Annotated in this window: 19 protein-coding genes and 2 tRNA genes; 6 read left to right on the top strand and 15 right to left on the bottom strand. The window is 33.3% G+C overall.

Going from position 1 to position 16741, the window contains the following annotated elements:
* Nucleotides 1-3: 3 nt before the first annotated feature.
* Nucleotides 4-846, bottom strand: a complete 843-nt coding sequence (locus LNQ81_RS09775) for an aminotransferase class IV (protein WP_229946288.1) — start codon at nt 844-846, stop codon at nt 4-6.
* 56 nt (nt 847-902) lie between these two features.
* Entirely contained in the window at nt 903-1289 is a 387-nt protein-coding gene (locus tag LNQ81_RS09770; protein ID WP_229946287.1) for an START-like domain-containing protein, read from the bottom strand.
* A gap of 146 nt (nt 1290-1435) precedes the next feature.
* On the opposite strand from LNQ81_RS09770, the gene LNQ81_RS09765 reads away from it, so the two are divergent.
* Nucleotides 1436-1509 (top strand) — tRNA-Met (locus LNQ81_RS09765).
* A 52-nt stretch (nt 1510-1561) separates the two neighbouring features.
* Here LNQ81_RS09765 and LNQ81_RS09760 read toward each other — a convergent pair.
* The 3 genes from LNQ81_RS09760 to LNQ81_RS09750 all read right to left on the bottom strand — a co-directional run bounded on the left by LNQ81_RS09760 (nt 1562) and on the right by LNQ81_RS09750 (nt 3853).
* A complete protein-coding gene (locus tag LNQ81_RS09760) occupies nt 1562-2140 on the bottom strand; it encodes a YdeI/OmpD-associated family protein (RefSeq protein WP_229946285.1) in 579 nt (192 codons plus the stop codon).
* Entirely contained in the window at nt 2133-3083 is a 951-nt protein-coding gene (locus LNQ81_RS09755; protein ID WP_229946283.1) for an alpha/beta fold hydrolase, read from the bottom strand. Before LNQ81_RS09755 ends, LNQ81_RS09760 begins: the two co-directional genes overlap by 8 nt.
* An 80-nt stretch (nt 3084-3163) precedes the next feature.
* On the bottom strand, nt 3164-3853 hold the full coding sequence (locus tag LNQ81_RS09750; RefSeq protein WP_229946281.1) for a helix-turn-helix transcriptional regulator: 690 nt from the start codon (nt 3851-3853) through the stop codon (nt 3164-3166).
* 315 nt (nt 3854-4168) lie between these two features.
* Between LNQ81_RS09750 and LNQ81_RS09745 the strand changes: the two genes are divergently transcribed.
* From LNQ81_RS09745 to LNQ81_RS09735, 3 genes are all read left to right on the top strand, one after another.
* Entirely contained in the window at nt 4169-4768 is a 600-nt protein-coding gene (locus LNQ81_RS09745; protein WP_229946278.1) for a CDP-alcohol phosphatidyltransferase family protein, read from the top strand.
* 93 nt (nt 4769-4861) lie between these two features.
* Nucleotides 4862-5464 (top strand): NAD(P)H-dependent oxidoreductase, encoded by a 603-nt coding sequence (locus LNQ81_RS09740; protein WP_229946276.1) that lies wholly within the window; start codon nt 4862-4864, stop codon nt 5462-5464.
* Nucleotides 5465-5597: 133 nt separating this feature from the next.
* Nucleotides 5598-5670 (top strand) — tRNA-Met (locus LNQ81_RS09735).
* Between the two features lie 162 nt (nt 5671-5832).
* On the opposite strand, the gene LNQ81_RS09730 is transcribed toward LNQ81_RS09735, so the two are convergent.
* From LNQ81_RS09730 to LNQ81_RS09695, 8 genes are all read right to left on the bottom strand, one after another.
* Nucleotides 5833-6483 carry a DEAD/DEAH box helicase gene (locus LNQ81_RS09730; RefSeq protein ID WP_229946274.1) on the bottom strand — a complete coding sequence of 217 codons (651 nt, stop codon included), beginning with the start codon at nt 6481-6483 and terminating at the stop codon, nt 5833-5835.
* 3 nt (nt 6484-6486) lie between these two features.
* A complete protein-coding gene (locus LNQ81_RS09725) occupies nt 6487-7659 on the bottom strand; it encodes a sigma-54-dependent transcriptional regulator (RefSeq protein WP_229946271.1) in 1173 nt (390 codons plus the stop codon).
* 26 nt (nt 7660-7685) lie between these two features.
* On the bottom strand, nt 7686-8999 hold the full coding sequence (locus LNQ81_RS09720) for an ABC transporter permease (RefSeq protein WP_229946269.1): 1314 nt from the start codon (nt 8997-8999) through the stop codon (nt 7686-7688).
* Between the two features lies 1 nt (nt 9000).
* Complete coding sequence (locus tag LNQ81_RS09715; RefSeq protein ID WP_229946268.1) at nt 9001-9921, bottom strand: ABC transporter ATP-binding protein; 921 nt, start codon at nt 9919-9921, stop codon at nt 9001-9003.
* 187 nt (nt 9922-10108) lie between these two features.
* On the bottom strand, nt 10109-11227 hold the full coding sequence (dnaJ, locus tag LNQ81_RS09710) for a molecular chaperone DnaJ (RefSeq protein WP_229946266.1): 1119 nt from the start codon (nt 11225-11227) through the stop codon (nt 10109-10111).
* Between the two features lie 30 nt (nt 11228-11257).
* Nucleotides 11258-11848, bottom strand: a complete 591-nt coding sequence (locus LNQ81_RS09705) for a nucleotide exchange factor GrpE (protein ID WP_229946264.1) — start codon at nt 11846-11848, stop codon at nt 11258-11260.
* Nucleotides 11849-11979: 131 nt separating this feature from the next.
* Nucleotides 11980-12885, bottom strand: coding sequence for a TIGR01777 family oxidoreductase (locus LNQ81_RS09700; RefSeq protein ID WP_229946262.1), 906 nt, complete (start codon nt 12883-12885; stop codon nt 11980-11982).
* Between the two features lie 54 nt (nt 12886-12939).
* Entirely contained in the window at nt 12940-13398 is a 459-nt protein-coding gene (locus LNQ81_RS09695; RefSeq protein WP_229946261.1) for a DUF4442 domain-containing protein, read from the bottom strand.
* Between the two features lie 151 nt (nt 13399-13549).
* Between LNQ81_RS09695 and LNQ81_RS09690 the strand changes: the two genes are divergently transcribed.
* Together LNQ81_RS09690 and LNQ81_RS09685 are read left to right on the top strand one after the other, a co-directional pair.
* Nucleotides 13550-13891, top strand: a complete 342-nt coding sequence (locus LNQ81_RS09690; RefSeq protein WP_229946259.1) for a PadR family transcriptional regulator — start codon at nt 13550-13552, stop codon at nt 13889-13891.
* Nucleotides 13884-15377, top strand: coding sequence for a PspC domain-containing protein (locus LNQ81_RS09685; RefSeq protein ID WP_229946258.1), 1494 nt, complete (start codon nt 13884-13886; stop codon nt 15375-15377). Before LNQ81_RS09690 ends, LNQ81_RS09685 begins: the two co-directional genes overlap by 8 nt.
* 119 nt (nt 15378-15496) lie before the next feature.
* On the opposite strand, the gene LNQ81_RS09680 is transcribed toward LNQ81_RS09685, so the two are convergent.
* Nucleotides 15497-16204: a YiaD family glycine zipper/OmpA-like lipoprotein gene (locus LNQ81_RS09680; protein WP_229946256.1), complete on the bottom strand. Its 708-nt coding sequence runs from the start codon at nt 16202-16204 to the stop codon at nt 15497-15499.
* Nucleotides 16205-16234: 30 nt separating this feature from the next.
* Nucleotides 16235-16693, bottom strand: a complete 459-nt coding sequence (locus LNQ81_RS09675) for a lipocalin family protein (RefSeq protein WP_229946255.1) — start codon at nt 16691-16693, stop codon at nt 16235-16237.
* Between the last annotated feature and the right edge of the window lie 48 nt (nt 16694-16741).

The raw sequence follows: 16741 nt of genomic DNA, 5'->3' as shown, positions 1-16741 counted from the left end.
AACTTACATTAATCTAATCTTAGCATTTAATTTATTAATCAAATCGCTAGCTAGCGTATTGACATACTCTTTCTTGCGGTATTTTGTGATTGGTTGCACCCCTACAATAACATTAGTAATAAACATCTCATCTGCTTTTTGTAGTTCAAAAGGAGATATTACACCTTCTTCAAATGTATATTCAGTATGTTTTTGAAGCAACTCTATAATCTGTTTACGCATGACACCTTTCACACAGCCATCGCTTAATGGAGGTGTCTTAACTACTTTATCTTTTACAATAAAGATATTTCCATTTAATGCTTCTACAATATTCTTTGCATCATTTAACAACAGACAATTCTGATATCCATTTTCTTCTGCAAAAACACTTCCTGTAACATTTATTAATCGATTATTAGTCTTAAGCGTAGATAACAGATGGCCTGTCACATAAAAGTCTTTATACAATTCTATTTCATAGTCAACATTATTAAGACTATATCCACTAGTGCTTAAAACGTCAGCTGAAGCCATAAAACCAATCTTTCTTTCAGTTGGTAAGTATTTACCACTAGCATCCCTAAACACGTTAAAACGCACTCTAATTGCGTTAACAGACGTGTTTAAAGAACGAACTAGTTTTAAAACTTCTTCTTGAAAGAATTCCATTGTAAAATCCATAGGAATCTCCATGCGAAGGATACGCATTGAAGACATTAAGCGGAAGTAATGATCCTCTAGGAACAAAACCTTATTATCTAAAACCTTAATTGTTTCGAAGACAGCATCTCCATATAGAAAACCTCTATTGTTTTCAATTAATATTTCACTAGTAGAAACAATTTTGCCGTTAACATTAATCATATTTCTCTTTTCTTCTGATTACTATTAACGGCAAATATAAGTTATATTTTATGGAATTATGCAGAACCCAACACTTGTTTTAAGTCCATTATTTGATTTTCCCATAGTTGTTTTGATTCATTAATCTCACTTGGTTCAGCGAAATCTGTTACAGTAATAGTAACGTCTTTAGTCAACTCATCTTTGTGAATTTTTAATTCAAAAAAGTAGTCAGTTTCTTTGTCATTTTCATCTAACCATCTGTATCTCACCCTCTCATCAGTCTTACGAGTCACAACACGAGCTTTTTCTTCAGAGTCTCCCCAAATAAAAGAATATATTTCACCACGTGAATTTACATTATCAGCAAACCATTCACTTAATCCAGAAGGATCAGAAATATACTGATACAATAACTGCGGAGACGAATTAATCGAAAATTCTAGTTCGTATTTTTCTTTCATAACCTTTTTTAACATTTATAATTTTTTCGAATATAGACATATTTTCCAAATAAAAAAATATTTTTTTTAACCAATCACATTTGTATAATAATTTTTTTGTTTTATATTTGCACCCGCATTACAACATTAATGTAAGCCAATAAAATGGCGAGGTAGCTCAGTCGGTTAGAGCGCAGGATTCATAACCCTGAGGTCACGGGTTCAACTCCCGTCTTCGCTACAAGTAAAAAAGACTTAATCGAGAGATTAGGTCTTTTTTTATTTATAGCGGACTATATCAATTGTTTTGGTACTTGCTTCTTTTGCATACTTTCCACAACTTCGTCAATACGTTTTTGTTTAGTTTCTTGTCGTTTGGCGAGGACAATCCAACTTAATATTATTTTTTTTGTAGACTTACTCAAACTCAAGAAATAATCTTTTGAACCGTTATGTCTATTAAAAGCTATTTCTAAATCATCTGGTATTATTAGTTCTTCTACTTCATCTAAAATTGACCATGAACCGTTTTGCTTTGCAATTTCAATACTTTCAAAACCTGCTTTAGTCATTCTGTTGTTATCAATAAGCAATTGAACTATCTCTTTATTGATTTTAGACCAGATACTTTTAGGTTTACGCTTACTAAAATATTGTATAAAAGAAGAATCGTCAACTTTTTTTGTTTTGCTGTCAATCCAACCAAAGCAAAGTGCTTCATCTACAGCTTCACGCCAACTGATAGAAGGAATCATAGACTGTTTGTTATAATAAACAAGCCAAATAGACTGTTTGGATTGATGGTTATTCTCTAACCATTGTCTCCAATCTTTTCTACTCTGAGGATAATATGTATCTACTTCCTTAATCATTATGTTGTGCTAACCATTTTAAAATTGCTTGAGTAGTTTCTTCTGGTTTTTCTTGTTGAATCCAATGCCCACAATCCAATCTTACAATATCCAAATTAGAAACAATATTTTTTAAATTTTCACTCTCAGGAATTGTATCTTGCATCCCGTATATCATAAGAGTTGACTGATTAATAATTGGGGGAATATCAGCCATTAAATGCCAATTTCTATCCATATTTCTATACCAATTTATACTTCCTGTAAACCCAGATAATTCAAAGGCAGAAACAAATACAGACTGTTCACTATCATCCATTAGTGGCTCTCCTACTGCATTTTCCGTTTGTGCTAGATTAATCATATACATTCCTGGCTGTGGCGGTGTGTGAGGTAGATTTTTACGAAATATGTTACGACAGAATTGAGCTACATTTTCATTCATAATAGCATCTGCTACTCCTACTTGTCGATTAAAATGAACAAAATAAAAATCCTCTCCAAATACTACCTCCATAAGCTCTAGCCATGGTATATCTCCTCGCTCCTGATAAGGCAAAGCTAAGTTTATTATTTTATTCACTCTTGTTGGATGTAATAGCGCTAGATGCCAAACAACATTAGCTCCCCAATCGTGTCCTACAAATACGGCATCTTTGTACCCAAAGTGATCAAGTAATGCAACCAAGTCTCCAGTCAAATGTATAATATCATATTGAGTTATTTCAGTAGGACTTGATGAGTTACCATAACCTCTCTGATTAGGAATGATAACATGATAACCAGCCGAAACAAGTGCTGGTATCTGATGACGCCATGAAAAAGCATGCTCAGGAAAACCATGACAAAGTACTATTGGTTTTCCAGCATTCTGTTTTCCAGCTTCAAATACTTCTAATTCTACTCCGTTGACAGAGATAAGAGTGGGGTGAGGAAAACTGTTTGAATTAATTTCGTTGATCATTTTTATTCAATTAAAGATTACTTAATGATGCAAACTTATACCCACTTAGTGACAACCCTATGACAAGGGTTAGAAATAAATTAATGATATCTTTCGAAATACTCCTGTAAGGTCATTTTATGTGGCTCAAAGGCATCCATAAGTACCTCTAATTTTTTAATCCTATCTAAACGAAAAAAACGAAACTCTTTTCTTAATCGACAATAAGCAACCAACAACCAGTTTTCAGTACTTAGTAATGCAAATGGCTCAATATTCCTTATCGTGGTTATATCTTGCTCATTAGTGTATTCAATCTTTACAATCCGAAAGTTAGTTAAAGCAAATTGCAACTCAGACAAACTATTGCTATTTCTTTCCAAATAGTTATTTTGATCAAAGCGTGTTCTTTCTGAAAGTAAGTTAGCATTGTCTTGTAAATTATATTTTAAAACAGCTTTTATTTTTTCAATAGCTTCGCAATAATCTTTAATAAACGAAGTGTCTTTGTTCTTGAGCACCAATTGTTCAGCTGTAATTAAAGCATTTGCTTGTGCCTCTGTAAACATAAGAGGTGGTACTCTATAGCCTTCCATAAGACTGTACCCTCTTCCCTCTTCTGAAATAATAGGAACACCTGCTTGTTCTAAAGTTCTTATATCTCTATAAATAGTCCGAACACTCACTCCAAACTTATCTGCAAGTGTCCTTGCTGTCAAAAGTCGTTTAGTTTGTAACTGAGTAAGTATTGCGGTAAGTCGCGATAGTCGAGTTGTGTCGTTGTCCTTCATCCCTCAAAGTGCTGTATAATTTAAAAGCAAAAATAAGGATTATAAATCCACACACTCCTATATTACCTCCTATATCCATTAGTAAATATTCCAAAACAACTAATCTTCAATCACATAATAATAAGTTGACTATTTTCTACTGTTCATTTCATCTGAACATTTTATTTATTGAACATACGTTTACAAACGATTACCTCTGTATGAGTATTTTTATCAAGTTGGCGAATAACAAAACAATAATTATTACGTTTACAGTTAGTTAAGATTATATCCCTTCTGTTTTCAGTACACTTAAACAATATTAAATATTTATTTATGAAGACACCTCACTTGTTAATACTACTTCGATTTTTATTTGCTCCCACTATACTATTACTAGCCATGTATGCCAGTAATGAATCACGAAATATAATCGTTATCCTAATGATACTAGGATTATTATCAGATATTTTTGATGGGATAATCGCACGAAAACAAAATATCTCAACAATAAAACAACGAAGACTAGATAGTCAAGTGGATTTAATATTCTGGCTTTCAATTGGAATAAGTTGCTATATACTCAATCCTGAAATAATTAAAACATATAAGATTGGCATTATTTTAGTACTTGTAATGGAAATGATGTGCTATCTGATTAGTTTCATCAAGTTTAGAAAAGAAACTTGTACTCATGCTTTTTTGTCAAAAATTTGGGGTCTTTTATTGTTCTCTTCTTTTGTATCAATCATTGGATTTGATTATGGAGGCTTAATCATCTCTATTACGTTAATTTGGGGTATAATATCTCAACTTGATGTTATACTTATAATTCTAATACTCCCTAAATGGCAAAACGATATTCCTAGTTGCTACCATTCATATCTAATCAGAAAAGGTATTCCTTTCAAAAAGAGTAAACTACTAAATGATTAAACACATAGCTATAATATACCTAATTACAATAAAAATTTACCCACTATAAACCTACTAGTAATTCTAATTTTGCCATCTAATCAAACAATAAAGATGACAAAAACTCAAACTACAAGAATACTAGTTATCAATGGACATCCAGACCCTTTAAGCTACAATGAAGCACTTGCGCAATCATATATAGATGCATTAAAAGATAACGAATCTGTAGAAATAAAATACTTAGCGTTACACTCACTAGACTTCAATCCTAATCTTGAATATGGATATAGAAAACGAACAGAACTAGAGCCTGATCTTTTGAAAGCACTAGAAGATATTAATTGGAGTGATCATACAGTGTGGATACACCCTTTATGGTGGCTAGGATTACCCGCCATTATGAAAGGGTTCTTTGACAGAACTTTCTTACCTGGCATTGCATTTATACACAATCCAGATGGTGAGACAGTTGGCTTATTTAAAGGAAGAACAGCACGTATTATTACCACCGGAGGTGATTTAGATATAAACATTTACACTGACATTTATAAATCAAGCGGGCTAGTACAACTTAGAGACGGAATACTTGCCTATTGTGGAATAGAGACTATAGACACCACGTTTATAGGTCCGATGAATAATCTTACTTATAAAGATAGAGCATTTTGGTTAAAGGAAGTTTATAATTATGCTTACCTAGATAGCTTACTCTAGAAAAAATATGTTAACAATAAAATATTAATAATTAAAACACAATAACTTGCAAAGTGAAATATGTTAAAAATATAAATAAAACAAAATTACTATTGCACAGATATTAATTAGCACTATATTTGCACCACAATATCGCGGGATAGAGCAGTAGGCAGCTCGTTGGGCTCATAACCCAAAGGTCACAGGTTCGAGTCCTGTTCCCGCTACTACCAAGGAGACTTTTTATAAAAGTCTCCTTTTTTTATATTCTTAAACAACTATTACTCTTGGCTTAAATCCAAAAGATTTTAATGATAGTAAAGATAAGTTAGAGCTTTATATAGATAGCATAAAAAAAGGGCAATCATCACTGATTGCCCTTTTTATTCTTATTCATTATCGTCTTGTTCTTCTTCGTCATCGTAAAAATCAAACCATTCTGCATCTTCAGTTAGTGACTTATCTGCGAACATATCTAATTGCTCTACAAACTCTGTAGCAAAATAAACACGTTGTGTCTTTCCTATACTTTCTGATAAACGATGTAAACGCGGTTCTAAGCGATTTCTAAGCTGTAAATCGATATCATCAATAATATACATCTTTAATTGATTCACATCAAACCCAGCGCTTGCAAACATCTCGTTTAATCGAGTAGCAGTACCTATTAAGATATCACTTCCTAGTGAAAGTTGGTTTTTATCCTCATCTAAGTCTGTATAGTCATGTACACCATACACTCTTAGATCCATATACTTAGTATATGCTTCAAAAACTTCCACTAAACGCTCTACTTCAAACTTATCTTTTACTACTATCAAAACTTTAGTAGCAATATCCTCCTCTACTAATTTATCAACGCGTTGTATAGCTGCGATAATCATTGCAGTAGTTTTCCCTTGTTCTTTAGGTCCAAAAATCACGACATCTTTACCACTTTTTATGGTTCCAAAAGTTTTCTTTTGAAGTGTAGTCGGTTCTAGAAGCCCATTTCTTCCTAAGTTTTCTTGTAAAGTACTATTTATCTTTTTTAATTTCATATTCTATTTATTTGCAAACATTTCGACGTCTTGCTTCGAAACTTCTTTACCTCCTAATATTATTAATCTCTCTATTACATTTCTAAGTTCGCGGATATTCCCTGTCCAGTCATACTGTTTTAACAGCTCCATTGCCTCATCACTAAACTCTTTTGCTATAGTACCTTGCTCTTTAGCTATCTGATTAACAAAATGCGATATCAATAGAGGGATATCATCTCTTCTATCATTTAAAGCAGGAACTTTAATCAATATAACTGCTAGACGATGATATAAATCCTCTCTAAAACGCCCTTCAGCTATTTCTTTTCTTAAATCTTTATTAGTTGCTGCTAATACGCGAACATCTACTTTTAGATCTTTGTCAGCACCTACACGCGTGATAACGTTCTCTTGTAATGCACGCAATACCTTAGCTTGAGCAGATAAACTCATATCACCTATTTCATCTAGAAAGATAGTTCCGTTATTTGCTTGCTCAAACTTTCCTGGTCGATCTTTAACAGCAGATGTAAAAGCACCTTTCACGTGCCCAAACAACTCACTTTCTATTAGCTCTGAAGGAATAGCAGCACAGTTAACCTCTACTAGCATATTCTGTGCCCTGCTACTTTGCAAATGGATCTGATGAGCAACTAACTCCTTCCCCGTTCCATTAGGTCCTGTGATTAATACTCTTGCTTCAGTAGGTGCTACTTTCTCTATAATATCTTTGATGTGATTAATAGGTTCACTATTACCTATCATCTCATATTTCTTATTCACTTTCTTTTTAAGAATAGTATTCTCTACAACTAGTTTACTTGTATCTAAAGCATTTCTAACTGTTGTTAACAATCTATTTAAATCGGGTGGTTTTGAAATATAATCAAATGCCCCAAGACGCATAGTATTCACTGCTGTCTCTAAATCCCCATGTCCTGAGATCATCACAAATATTGTTTCTGGCTTTATTTTTTTTGAAGCCACTAGTAGTTCTTCCCCATCCATCTTAGGCATCTTGATATCTGAGATAACTAAATCATAGTCTTCTCCAGTTATCTTTTGCAAAGCCTCTTCTCCATTCTCTGCGGCATCTACTACATAATCTGATGATTCTTCTTCTAGTATTTTCACTAATACCCTGCGAATAGCAGCTTCATCTTCTACTATTAATATTTTCGATGTTTTACCCATATTTTATAACAAAAACAGTTAACAAACTAGTATCTAAGCCACTTGTAAAGCTCTTTCCACGAAGGTCGCTTTCCATACATCAACACTCCAATGCGATATATCTTAGCAGCTACCCACACTACTAATATAAATGTACTAAATAGTATTAAAATAGACACTATAACTTCCCACAAAGGTACACCAAAAGGTATTCTCATCAACATTACGATAGGAGAAGTAAATGGAATCATCGAAAAAACTGTTGCTACAGTTCCATGAGGATCTTTCATCACTGTAAAGAATCCGATATAAACTCCTAACATTAAAGGTAACAATATAGGTAACAAAAATTGCTGTGTATCTGTTTCATTATCCACTGCTGCACCAATAGCAGCATATAATGAACTATAAAGAAAATATCCTCCTATAAAAAAGATGATAAAATATATAAATAACGACACTAAAGGCAAGCTTAAGATTTCGCTTACATAATTCTGCACATCTATCATCACTTCAGGTGATATCATTCCTCCTGTTGCCTCTATAGCTTCAGCTGCTCCAGCTCCAGGCATTGCATTAATTCCCAATACACTGCTCGCAATGGTTAAAAGAATCCCTCCTACTACTCCCCAAATAATGAATTGTAGTAACCCTGCCATAGAAGTACCGATTATCTTACCCATCATCAATTGAAATGGTTTTACAGACGAAATAATAATTTCAATAATACGGTTAGTCTTTTCCTCGATTACTGATCTCATAACCATATTACCATAGATGATAATAAACATCATAATAAAGTAACCAAATAATCCACCTATGATAATCTTAATCTCATTTAACCCCTTTACAGTAGCTTCTCCATCTGCTTTCACTAAACTAAGATTCACATCAGCCTTTGCTTTGTCAATCACAGCTAAATCAATTCCACTCTGTTCTAGATTTATATGTGTGATCTTATCACCTAACAATAGCTCCACCTTACTCACAAAGCTTAAACTAGGACTCTCATTAGAAATATAAATTACATTGTTCTGATAGTCATCTACATTATCTGATTTTGGGATAAATAGGATTCCCTCATACTTTTCTTCTTTAACTCCTTCTTTTAAGATATCTATATCAATAGCAGACAAATCTTGATACTCAAAAGCTTCATTACTCTCAAATTGATTAATAAATAAACCGCTTTCATCGTGAATAGCAACCTTCTTTATATCTCCTTTCATACTGCTTAAATAAGCAATAAAACCTGTAAGAACTACAAAGAGCAAAGGACTCACAAAAGTCATTACAATAAATGACTTATTACGCACTTTAGCGATAAACTCTCTTTTTATGATTAATGATAATACACTCATATTACTTACTTACAGATTGAATAAATATATCGTTTACAGTTGGTAGCTTCTCTACAAAATGAGTTACCTGTCCATTCACAGACAGAATATTCAGAAGTTCATTAGGCATTTTACTTCCTAAATCTACTTCTAATTGCACTTCATTATTAAGTGATTTAAACTTAGCTGGAGTAAAATTAAACTGACTACTCAATTCTAACATTAATCTCTCAACATTACTACTAAGCACTCCTACTTGATAAAGATTCGTTCTATGCTCTCTTTTCACATCAACTAATTTACCTTCAATTAATTTATTTGATTTATTAATCAAGGCTATATAATCACACATCTCCTCTACACTTTCCATTCTATGGGTAGAAAATATAATAGTAGATCCCTTTTCTTTTAGCTCTAGAATCTCATCCTTAATAATATTTGCATTCACAGGGTCAAATCCTGAGAAAGGTTCATCTAAGATTAGCAGTTTAGGTTCATGCAATACAGTGACAACAAATTGGATCTTTTGAGCCATTCCTTTTGATAGTTCTTGAATCTTTTTATTCCACCATCCTTTAATATCTAACTTATCAAACCAATAGTCTAGCTGACGTTTTGCTTCTGCTTTAGACAATCCTTTAAGTTGAGCTAAATACATTGCTTGCTCTCCTACTTTCATTGTCTTATACAGTCCACGTTCTTCAGGCATATAGCCGATATCTTGAATATGTCTTGGATTAAGAGGCTCTCCATCTAACAGGATCTGTCCTGAGTCTGGGTAAGTGATTTGGTTTATAATACGGATTAAAGAAGTTTTTCCTGCACCATTAGGACCTAGAAGTCCATATATTGTACCCTTAGGTACTGTCAGAGATACTTTATTTAATGCTGTTTTATCAGAATATGTTTTTACCACATCCTTAACTTCTAATATAGGTTGCATTGGTCTAAGTCAATTAATTTCTGTAAAAATAAGTAAATATTTGAGAACCCGGGAATGGGTAGAGTATTTTTAGGTACTATATAAAAAAACCCAACCTTATTTGGAAAAATAAGGTTGGGAAAAATTGCTATGAAAAAGAAAATCCACTGTTTAATAAGTGTCCTACAAATGTATAACTTATTTTCAATTAAGAAAACATTTCCCTTACTTTTTCAAAAAAAGATTTGTCATTCTTTGACGGAGTAGGCTTAAAGTTCTCATCTTCAATCATATTCTCAAAGAATTCTTTTTGTTCTTTGTTAAGTTTTTTCGGTGTCCAGACATTTATATGTACTAATAAATCACCATTTCCGTAACTATTTATGCTTGGTAATCCCTTTCCTTTAAGACGTAAAATCTTACCAGACTGAATTCCTTCATCTAATTTGATACGCACACGACCAGTTACAGAGTCTATTTCTTTATTTCCGCCAAGAGCAGCTTCAGCAAAACTAATGTACAAATCATAGTGTAGATTATCTCCTTCACGTTGTAATGTATCATGTTCTAATTCTTCTATTACCACTAACAGATCTCCTGCGATACTATTTTTACCTGGAGCTTCGTTCCCTTTTCCTGATACTTTTAGTTGCATTCCATCTGCTACACCTGCAGGTATTTTGATTGATACAGTTTCATCACTTACCACCATACCTTCATGATCTGCACCAGCAGGCTTGTGATCCATCGTTTGACCACTACCTTGACAGCTAGTACAAGGAGAAGCTGTTTGCATACGTCCAAATACAGTATTTGCTACACGCATTACCTGTCCTGTACCATTACATGTAGGACATGTCTTATAAGTAACACCGTCAGCTTGCACTTTGCGTTTAACTTTTATTTTCTTCTCAACACCATTTGCAATATCTTCTAAAGTTAATTTCACTTTAATACGCAGACTAGTTCCTTTTACACGACGTTGACCTCCGCCTCCAAAACCTCCAAAACCTCCGCCTCCGAATGCACTTCCGAAGATATCTCCAAACTGGCTAAAGATGTCATCCATATTCATATGACCACCGCCACCTCCTCCGAAACCACCTTCGAATGCTTGGTGACCATATTGATCATATCTAGCTTTTTTATCAGCATCACTTAATACTTCATATGCTTCTGCTGCCTCTTTAAACTTCTCTTCCGCTTCTTTATCTCCTGGATTTTTATCAGGGTGAAACTCTATTGCTTTTTTACGGTATGCTTTCTTAATAGCTGCTGCATCAGCTCCTTTATCTATACCTAATATTTCATAATAATCTTTTTTCATCTTTACTGTCTTTTATATTTATTAGAAATATTATTGTCCTATCACTACTTTAGGGAAACGAATAACCTTATCCCCAAGTTTATATCCTCTTTCGATTACATCTACTACCTTTCCTTTCATATCATCTCCTGCTGGAATTTGTGTCACAGCTTCTGACAAATCGGCATTAAACTCATCTCCTGCTTTAATTTCTACTTCTACTAAGCCTTTACTTGACAATGTATCTGTAAACTTAGTCGCGATTAATCTAATACCTGTAAGATGCTCGCTTTCTCCATGCTTTTCTAATTCAATAAGAGCACGATTAAAATCATCTAGTACAGGTAACATAGACAACATAACACCCTCACTAGCTGTACTTAAAAGCTCCAATCGCTCTTTTGCAGTACGCTTTCTGAAATTTTCGAATTCAGCGAATAAACGTAAGTTTTTATCTTTTTCGTTAGCCAACTGTTCAGTTAGTACTTCCTCAACACTTTTTATTTCATTCTCAACACCTTCTTGTGCATCTGCTGTCTCTTGTACTACTTCTTGTTGAATTTCCTCTTGTTCTTTATTTATATCTTGATTCTCAGTATTCATGATTGTGTATTTATAATTGTAATTATCTGCTATCTTCATAGCAAATCCTTTGCCAACTTCACATCTCTGTCAATATGACACAATACTATGATTTATTTTTAAGTCTGTAATAAGAAAGAGGAAGCACCAGTATCACTAATGCTTCCTCTTTCTTATTACTATTTTCGCTATCAACCGCATAAAATAAAATCATCTAATGCTTCTTCTAATGTTTTGAATTTAAACTCAAAACCTGTATTTCTGATTTTATGACTATCGACATATTGACCTTCCGTTACCAACATTGCCTTTTCACCTAAAGCTAATTTTATAAATCCTTCTGGGATAGCAGGTAACCATATTGGTCTGTTCATTGCTTTACCTAAAATCTTAGTGAATACACTATTCGTTAATGGCTGAGGCGCAACTCCATTGTAAATCCCTTCTAATTGATGCTTTAAGACATGAACAAATATTCCTACTAGGTCATTTATATGTATCCAAGAATAATATTGATTACCTGAACCTAAAGGAGCTCCTAACCATAGTTTAACAGGTTTTACCATTGTTGCTAATGCACATTCATGCATATCTAGAACCAACCCTATGCGAATAAGGCTCACTTTTATTCCTAGCGATTTAAAAGCAATATTTCCTTCTTCCCAACGCTGAACTACAGTACCTAAAAAGTTATTAGCTCGTTTAAAGTGGTCTTCACTCTGCACCTCATCGATATTACTATAAATTCCAATAGCTGAAGCTCCTATCAACTGCTTTACAGTATGTGGATTACTTTCTAATACTTTATGTAAAAATGCAGTAGGTATAACACGACTATCTAAGATTAATTGCTTTCCTTTTTCTGACCAAGAATCTGCAATACTAGATCCTGCTAGATGTATTATAACTTCTACACCATCTAAACAAGCCAAATCAATCTCTTCTTTATAAGGATCCCAAACAAACTCTTTCGCATTCTCTACTCCTTTCGAAGATTGCGAACGAGTGAGATAATGCACTTGATATCCTTGTTCTAATATAGCTTTACATACTCTACTTCCTATAAATCCTGTAGCGCCAGTTACAAGTACTTTCATATAATTTAGTTTATAGCATACAGTTATTAGTGAATAGATGATATCTATATACCTCTATTTTTTCTTCACTTTTAAAGTCCATTCGAAGTTCATTACAGATACCTGATCTCCAGCTGTATTTCTACCAATACTTTTCATCCATACCGTAACTCCTTCTCCTGTGTCAATCGCTTTCTTAATTGCGTCATCTAAGACAGCTCCGTCCTCGCAGGTAAAGAAAATACGTCCTGTAGCTTTTTTTGTAAAACTACTGTTATTATTAGCAACTAACATAGAAATCTTCTCACCACTTTGAGCTATTTTTCGCATGACTAATGCTCCTGTAGACAACTCTGCTGCCATAGCTTGTACTGCGAAGTACATAGACTTAAATGGGTTCTGGTTTTTCCATCCATGCTTTACTGTTGTGATAGCCTTAACATCACTAATCTCTTTCATACGCACACCTGTCCAATAGGCAGATGGCAACTTAAAGAACAAAAACTTATTGATATTAGATACATTAAACTCCATATACTTTGATTTTTTCTAAATATACGAAAAATGTTTATTCATTACTCAAACTCAAAAAAAGTTAATTCCTTGTTAAAAAACAGTACCTTGCAATACAAAGTACCTTCCTTTAGATATATCTTTGCTATAGATAATAAGAAACCTAATTAACATGAATATAGAAAACACTAAAGCTCAAATGCGCAAAGGGATCTTAGAGTTTTGCATTCTTTCTATACTAAAAGAAAGAGATTGCTACACCTCAGAGATACTAGACGAACTAAAAAGCGTAAAGTTAGTAGTAGTAGAAGGAACAGTATACCCTCTGCTAACGAGATTAAAAAATGACGACTATCTGGCTTATCGATGGGAAGAATCAAGTTCGGGCCCTCCTAGAAAATATTATAAATTAACAGAGATAGGACAACAATTTTTAGATGAATTAGCTAAAACTTGGTATGAATTAGCAAATGCTGTTGAAGAAATAACTACTAAAAATAACAACGATGAATAAGACACTTACAATCAATATAGCTGGCTCAGTTTTTCACATAGATGAAAATGCTTATCTAAAACTAGATCAATATCTAAAAGCAATCAAACGTTCATTTCCTAAAGAAGAACAAGACGAAATTATTCATGATATTGAAATCAGAATAGCAGAACTATTCTCTGAAAACATTTCAGACTCTAATCAAGTAATCACGATAGCTGATGTAGATAGAGTTATCTCTATTATGGGAAGTCCAGAAGACTATGTAATAGATGAAGAACCAACAACGACTAACCATACGCAGTATATCTATAACACCTCTAAAAAACTATATAGAGATGGAGATCGCGCTATGGTAGGTGGTGTATTAGCTGGACTAGGTCACTACTTTAAAATAGATACGGTATGGATGAGAATTATCTTTATGGTACTTGTCTTATTCTACGGTACAGGTGTATTATTATACTTAATCTTATGGATTATTGTACCTGAAGCAAAGACTACATCTCAGATATTAGAGATGCAACGCGAACCTATTAACATCTCTACAATAGAAAAAAAAGTAAAGGAAAATGTCAGTTATGTCACTGATAAAATCAACGGTATAGACTATGATAGCATCAAACAACAGACAGCTAGAGCAGGTGAGCGCAGTGGTAAAGTAGTTCTCAACATAATCGGAATAGCGTTTATAGTCATTAGTGCGATGAGTATTTTTGCAGCGATAATAGGTGTTTGTGGAGCTTGGATTAATAAAGATTTAATACTACAATCTACAAAAAATGAAATTCCTCTATTTATCTCTGGAATGTATCCTTATTGGATGAATATATTACTGATGACTACACTTACTACATTGCCATTCGTAGGACTGTTAATCATAGGGTTACGCATGATCTATTCTAACATCAAGTATGTAATGGTTTCAATCATTGGACTTATAGTGATTTGGTTTATTGCTTTAGGGTTATTTACTATACCATTCTTAAATGCAAAGAATTATGAGGACTTTAATTACACTATAGAAACATCTTCTACAGAAAGATCTGATGATACAGAATTTTCATTTACTACTGAGACACCAGATTTAACACTAAAGTTAATAACTCCGAACTATTTTACTTCTGATAAATCTACTGTAGAAGGATACGAAGTAACAGAAGTTAACTCATTACTTCCTATAACAATAGAGATTTTACCAACTTTCCAAGATGGAATATATGGGAATGCAAACATACATGACAAGTCACCTAAAACAATTAACAACAAATTCAAAAGTATTAACGTTGAATATGATCAATTTGAAAAAACAAATAATCAACTACTTATATCAACCGAGTTAACTGAGAATGCAAAAATGACTTATACCATATACCTTCCTAAAGGAAAGAAAATATACTTAAACGACGCAATTAAAGCATTAATTACTTCTCAATCAGGATTTACTCCAGGTAACCATTGGTATGAAATGCAAGAAGATAGTACGCTAAAATGTACTGATTGCTAACCTATACTTACTATAATCTCTATTATCCATGAATTAATTCAATTTTTCAATCAATATTACAATTAATAGAAGAGGCTGTCTAGTTTTAGACAGCCTCTTTCTTAATCTATATAAATGAATTAACGAGTCCCTGCTTGATCATAAGCATCTTTAACCATTTGCTCATTTGCTTTAATAGCAAACTCTACACGTCTATTTTTTGCTTGACCTTCTTTAGTTTCATTAGATGCTATAGGGTCTGCAATACCAAAACCGTCTGTCTTCATACGATTAGCTGCTACACCTTGACTTGCTAAATACTGTCTTACAGAAGCAGCACGTTTCTTAGATAGACTTAGATTATACTCTTCTTTACCTGTATTATCAGTATATCCATAAATCTCTATATCTGTATTTTGATTCTCTGGATCTTTAAATACTTTAGTCAACTTATCTAAATTATCTTTTGCACGTTGAGTTAAAGTCGATGAATTCAAATCAAAATTTACTGAACTTTCACCTAACACAAGTTTAATTCCCTCTCCTACACGTTCTACTTGAGCACCAGGTATTGTCTCTTGTATTTGGCGAGCTTGTTTGTCCATTTTATTACCGATTACACCTCCAGCAGCTCCTCCTACTACTCCTCCTAAGATAGCCCCTAAAGCTCCATTACCTCCTTTTCCTATATTATTTCCTAAAATACCTCCGATAAGTGCTCCACCAGCTACTCCTATAGCTGCGCCTCTTTGAGTTTTGTTTGTATTCTTTGCTGCTTCACATCCTGTAAGTGAAACTGAAGAAACTAATAATGTACTTGCTAATATAAATGTGGCTGTTTTTTTCATGTTGTTAATTATTTTGTTTTAAAAGGTAAATTAATTCTTAGTAAAGCGGTAAGTAACGTCATAAGATTGTCCTCCAGTATAAAACTTATCTACTAAATCAAAGGTAGTAGCAGTTTGATTCTTTACTCGTAAAGAATATCCTGTTGTCACATTTTTTGCCTTAACTCCCTCATCTACAAACTTAAATTCGAAATTTCCATTCGGAGTAATAGTCCATTTAAAGTCACTAGCAAAACTTGGACAAGAGCCTCCCTTAGTAAGTTCTACAATACCAGTATTATTATTCGATACAAATTTCCATTGACTTCCAATAAAACACTGAGCATCTGCAATATTAAATGAATTGACCTTCACAAACTCTCCACCAACATGCTTTACATCAGTAAGTGTCCAGTTTCCTTTTATTCCTACTTGAGACTTTGTATCCATTGTAGGTTTACACGATGCTACTGCTAATGCCATTGCACCAAATAATACGATTTTTTTCATAGGTTTTATTATTGTTATCTCTTAATTTATTTTAATTCACAATTTACG

Source organism: Myroides oncorhynchi (assembly GCF_020905415.1).
Lineage (GTDB): Bacteria > Bacteroidota > Bacteroidia > Flavobacteriales > Flavobacteriaceae > Flavobacterium > Flavobacterium oncorhynchi_A.
This window is presented reverse-complemented; position numbering and strand designations above follow the sequence as displayed.